The 5,728-nt window shown below is 38.7% G+C and carries 4 protein-coding genes and 1 pseudogene; 4 read left to right on the top strand and 1 reads right to left on the bottom strand.

What is annotated here, in order from left to right; genetic code table 11:
- The 4 genes and pseudogenes from CXF82_RS22210 to CXF82_RS00370 all read left to right on the top strand — a co-directional run.
- Positions 1-518 (top strand): annotated as a pseudogene (locus CXF82_RS22210) (hypothetical protein); the annotation flags it as partial.
- A gap of 295 nt (positions 519-813) precedes the next feature.
- Positions 814-3,261, top strand: a complete 2,448-nt coding sequence (locus CXF82_RS00380; RefSeq protein WP_257982693.1) for a M1 family metallopeptidase — start codon at positions 814-816, stop codon at positions 3,259-3,261.
- A gap of 3 nt (positions 3,262-3,264) precedes the next feature.
- Positions 3,265-3,762, top strand: a complete 498-nt coding sequence (locus CXF82_RS00375) for a DUF6702 family protein (RefSeq protein ID WP_232775101.1) — start codon at positions 3,265-3,267, stop codon at positions 3,760-3,762.
- Positions 3,763-4,198: 436 nt separating this feature from the next.
- A complete protein-coding gene (locus CXF82_RS00370; RefSeq protein ID WP_257982692.1) occupies positions 4,199-5,242 on the top strand; it encodes a phosphotransferase in 1,044 nt (347 codons plus the stop codon).
- Between the two features lie 34 nt (positions 5,243-5,276).
- Here CXF82_RS00370 and CXF82_RS00365 read toward each other — a convergent pair whose 3' ends face one another.
- Complete coding sequence (locus tag CXF82_RS00365) at positions 5,277-5,717, bottom strand: hypothetical protein (protein WP_374702349.1); 441 nt, start codon at positions 5,715-5,717, stop codon at positions 5,277-5,279.
- Positions 5,718-5,728: the final 11 nt, after the last annotated feature.

The following is a 5,728-nucleotide window of genomic DNA, read 5'->3' as shown; positions in this document are numbered from 1 at the left end:
CTGTCATCGAAGATAATTTTTATAGTTCATCATTCTTCCTAACCAACGAACAACCGATAATAACACCTCCCACATTGACCAATAATAATCCAACGATAGAAGATACCATCGTTAAAATACTCACCACAGAAAACAAAGATAACGTGGAAGGATTGAGCCTAATAACCGGAAATAAATCCATAAAGCCAACAATACAATCTGCCAATAATCTTGATATGACGACTAATACAGATGATGAGAAGATCTCAGAACGAGAGAAAAATATAAAAAATGAAGTCAATAACTCAGTAAAAATTAAAACATTTTACTCACAAAAAATACGTGATCTGATTGCGCATTTTGCCTATCAATTGGAAGCGAATGAAAAGTCCCGTTGCCTGATTACAAATAATGCGCATGTTGTTGAATTAAATGACTATGAAATTTTGCAAATTACACCTGATAGTACTATGCCACACGGTTATAAATTTGAAGTTAAAGCCTGCATATCGCCTGCATTTCCCGCAAAAACCGAGTGACGTTAAAATGTAAATCTTCCAGCTACCTCTATAAATGAGACTGTAGATCTTTCACTTAATACGTTGTATGCGGAAGGCTTCTCTAACGAGAGTTTATAGAAGCATCCACACATAAATGGCATGAAACCTTACAAAAATACCTTTTCTGAAACTAGATTAATCGTTACAAAGTATTAAGTTACATTGACTGCTTACCTATTGTCTACTGTATAATTATCTGACTGTATAAAAAAATAACTATAAGTAGTGATGCATTATCACTGCAATAAAATAAGAGAAGTACTCAGTGAACAGAATACTAACGTCATCAATCGTAGCGTTTACGATTTTGTCAGGTGTGGCACTACCAGCCTACGCTTCAGCAATAAAGCAGTCTAAAGGCGATTTTGAAGATAAATTTCGTCAATTAGATGCCGATCTACCCACACCTAATGTTTACAGAAATGCCGCTGGGGAACCTGGACATCAGTATTGGCAACAGCAAGTTGACTATCATATTAAGGCGTCTCTTTTAGAAGATAAAAGACGCTTAGAAGCCACACAAACGGTGACCTATACAAATAATTCTCCCGATACCCTAAAATATTTATGGTTACAACTGGACCAGAATTATTACAAGGCAGACTCTATCGCGAGTCGTACTCGTACATTTTCTAGCCCTTCAGAGCTGGCAAAAAGTGTCGATGGAAAACCAACAAAAATAAGCTTAAAGACCTTACGCGGCCAACAATTTTTAGCGGATAACGAAGTCGGCTATGAAATAGGTAAAGTGACCATCAATGGTAAACCGTTAACAGCGACTATCGTTGGCACAAATATGCGTATCGATTTACTGAAACCATTGAAGCCCGGCAAGACAACAGAATTTGAGCTCGATTATGCCTTTAACATAACGGATCAAAAAGCGATGGGCGGTCGTTCTGGTTATGAACATTTCCCTAAAGATAAACGTGACGGTGGCAACGATATTTTTCAATTAGCTCAATGGTTTCCACGCCTCCACGCTTATACTGATTACGAAGCTTGGACCAATAAAGCCTTTCTGGGGAGTGGTGAATTTACCTTAGAGTTTGGTGATTATGATGTTGAAATCACGGTCCCAGCAGATCATATTGTTGCTGCGACGGGGGAATTAGTAAACGCCAGTTCTGTGCTAAATAAAAAACAGCGTAAGCGTTTTGAAGAAGCAAAAAGCAGTCAAAAGCCCGTCTTTATTGTGACTGAAGCAGAAGCATTAGAAAATGAAGCGAACGCTACCAGTAAAACTAAAACATGGCACTTTGAAGCTGAAAATGTAAGAGATTTCGCCTGGGCTTCATCAAGAAAATTCATGTGGGATGCTAAAGGTTATCAGCAAAAATCATCAGAGCGGCCACTGGTTATGGCGATGTCTTTCTATCCAAAGGAAGGTGGCGATCTCTGGAAGAAATACTCAACAGAATCGGTCATCCATACCATGGAAGTTTATTCCAAGTATTCTTTTGATTACCCATATCCGACAGCCCAATCAATAAATGGACCTGTTGGTGGCATGGAATACCCAATGATAACCTTCAATGGACCACGTACAGAGTTGCAAGATGATGGTAGCCGTACCTATACCTTGTCTGAAAAACGTTTCTTAATTGGTGTGGTGATCCATGAAATCGGCCATATATATTTTCCTATGATCGTTAATTCTGATGAACGTCAATGGACTTGGATGGACGAAGGGCTGAACAGTTTTTTAGAATCTTTAGCAGTGAGAGAGTGGGAAACAGACGCCCATTGGGCTAGAGAACCGAGAGATATAATTGAGTACATGAAGTCAACGGTACAAGTGCCGGTGATGACACAATCTGACAGTATTTTAAAGTTTGGACCTAACGCCTATACCAAACCTGCAGTCGCCTTGAACATTCTTCGGGAAGTTGTACTGGGTCGTGAATTGTTCGATTTTGCTTTTAAAGAGTATGCCACTCGATGGAAGTATAAACGCCCTACTCCGTCAGATTTTTTTAGAACAATGGAAGAGGCATCCGGTGTCGATTTAGATTGGTTTTGGCGTGGCTGGTTTTACACCACAGATCATGTTGATATCTCAATAGATAAAATCTATAAGTTACAAATGAATACCAAAAATCCAGATATTGATTTTGCTCGTGAACGTCAAATGGAACAAGACAAGCCAGTGCCAATGGCGATAATAAAAGATCAGCAACAAGGCATAAAAACTTGGGTTGAGCTAAATCAAGACGTTACTGATTTTTATGATGAAAATGATGAGTACACCGTTACGAATAAAGAGCGTAATAAGTATAACAAGTTAGTAAAAGACCTTAAGCCTTGGGAGCTTGCCGTAATAGAAAGAGCGGTGAAAGAAGACAAAAACTATTATGTACTCGAGTTTTCCAATATAGGCGGCCTAGTCATGCCGATTCTTTTACAGCTCACTTATGAAGATGGTTCGATTGAATCTATTAATATTCCGGCAGAGATCTGGCGTAGAAGTCCTACTTCAGTGAATAAACTCATTGTGACTGACAAAGTACTTAAGGAAGTTGAAATTGACCCGAGCTGGCAAACCGCAGATGTGGACCTAAATAATAACTATTTTCCGCGTCGTATCATTGAGTCTAGGATCGAAGCCTACAAGAAAGAGAAGAGTAAGCACAAACTTAAACGCGATATTATGCAGGACATTAAGACAGAGCTTAAAAGTGAAGATGATGAGAGTACTTTAAAAACAGATAAGGCTGCTTAATAAATGAAGATCCGTGTATTAGTCGCTAGCCTATTTTTCTTTATGATCGGCAACGTGAATGCTCATCAGCAAAAAACGGCGGTCACAACGATTAGTTTTAACCATAGAATTAATACTATTGAAGTCATGCATAAGTTCTATCTACATGATGCAGAACATGCAGTAAGAGATCTTTTTGACCCGAGTGCAGACATCTTAAGCAGTAAAGTAACTCAAAATACTTTTGCAGACTATGTTCAACATCAGTTTGCAATTGAATCTAACGATGGTAAACCGTTGCCTTTAAACTTCGTCGGCTTAGAGTTAGATGGCAAATACTTGTGGATTTATCAGGAAACAAACATACCCAAAAAAATATCAGGAATGTCTATTTCAAATGGAGCATTACAGGATCTTTGGCCCTCGCAGGTTAACTTAGTTAATATTGAGGGACAAGGTAAGTTACAGTCACTCCTTTTTGAACACAGTGACCGTTGGTTAACAATTTCACTACCTGAATAGAAAAGTATAAAGGCTAAGGCGCATTAGTGACTTAGCCTTTTTATTATTTTAATTTTATTAGCACTGCACAATTTTATTCTGCCGTTAGATAAAATGCCAAACCATCACCCTATCGCCGTTTATCATTTATCAGTATCAAAGCAGAAGCTTCTTTAGGATCTCACACTATGACCTTACCTTTAGTTGCACTATCAATTACAGAAAGACTAGAATATGTTACATGGAGAGATAATTCATGATGACGATGTAAAATAGAATATTTTTAATTCGCCACGTTTATGTCTACAGTAATATTAACTGAAACAAACTGCTAAAATGTTCTTTATTGAGTTCGAAAAACAAATGGCAGGCCAAACTTATATAAGCTATGTCTGCATGCCCACAAAAGGACTCGTTATTTAGACTATGGTGCATTGACGCCACTTAGGTTAAAACATTGAAAAATAATGAGCACGAGTTTAACCAACTGTTGTCAGAGATAATTAAAATAACTCACTTCATTAAAACTGAGGTAATTCAGACACTCTGGTCTGGTTATGGTGAAATAGCACGTTTTGAAACAGTAGAACCAGATTTAGACGAGTTCAGTGACGTTCGGGATATGACTTTTGTCGTTAAACATATTCGTCCCCCTGTTATTCAGCAGCATCCGCGAGGTTGGAGTGGCGCCATATCACATCAACGAAAGCTGGCATCTTATGATGTTGAAGCGGAGTTTTATCAACATTGGGCCAATAAAATAAAACCCTTTTGTGCATTACCTCAGTTTATCGGCCAAGCTAGTTTAAGTCAGTCTTGCCTCTCTTCAAAAATGATCGTTATGTCCGATTTAGATAGCGAAGGTTTTCCGACTAGATTAACCACCGCCTCTGCTGAAAACTCGAAAATCTGCTTACATTGGCTAGCACGTTTTCATGCGTACAATATGCAACATGATCCGCTAGACAATTGGCCAAACAAACTTTGGCCAATTGGGACTTATTGGCACCTTGCGACAAGAGCGAAAGAATTTGACGCTATGGAAAAAGGCCCATTAAAAGATGCTGCAGTTGAGCTTGATAAAAGCCTTAATAATTGCAGATACAAAACGTTAGTCCATGGTGATGCAAAGATCGCTAACTTCTGTTTTTCCAATGATTTAGCCCATGTTGCGGCAGTCGATTTTCAATACATTGGTGGCGGTTGTGGTGTTAAAGATGTGGTCTATTTTTTAGGTAGCTGCTTAGATGAAACGACTCTTGAGCTTCAGTTTGAGCAACTTATCGACGACTACTTTACTGAACTTCACACGGCTTTGCGTTTATTCCAAAGTGCATTTAGTAGCCAAGAAATAGAAAAAGAGTGGCGTCCGCTAGTGAATATTGCTTGGGCTGACTTTGAACGGTTTCTGGCAGGCTGGGCACCTTCACATGCCAAACGCACAAAGTTTAGCCACCGTCTAACTGTTGCAGCGATTGCTACACTCAATAAATCATCATGAAAATAGCCTTTACCGGTCAATTAGGTGGCCGTGTTCAACCCATCTCAATCATGTCTATATCATGGTTTTGCTCTTCATTACTGAGTAAATGGTCCATTGCTTGATCAAAGCTATCTAATTGCTTCAACGACATAAATGTTTTTAGCCGATATATTAGATCGTTACTCAGTTCAATATGTGATTTCTTTTTCCGTTTTTTTATCTGCGACAATTCTTTTCTTACCATGCGCCATCCATAATCACTAAAGTAATTGTTTAGCGCCAGGTTTACCGCGTCTAAATCTAATGATAAAGCACTGTCTGTAGGAAGGCTTGTCGCGATTACAGTCAGCTGTGTTGATAATGCTATATGGTGAGTTTGTAACTGCAACTTACTTTCAAACGGTAAAAACCAATCTAATCTTTTAGAATTTTCTTGCATGGGTAACAATCTTAAGAGCAGCGGTAACGCGTACGCCAGTTCATCTGGTTGCAGTAATAATAACT

The sequence above is a fragment of the Shewanella sp. GutDb-MelDb genome, assembly GCF_002836075.1.
Lineage (GTDB): Bacteria > Pseudomonadota > Gammaproteobacteria > Enterobacterales > Shewanellaceae > Shewanella.
The sequence above is the reverse complement of the archived record's forward strand: the minus strand, read 5'-3'. Positions and strand labels throughout refer to the sequence as shown.

Coding starts and splice junctions, on each gene's coding strand:
- CXF82_RS00375 (WP_232775101.1), top strand. CDS start 3,265: ATGAAGATCCGTGTATTAGTCGCTAGCCTATTTTTCTTTATGATCGGC.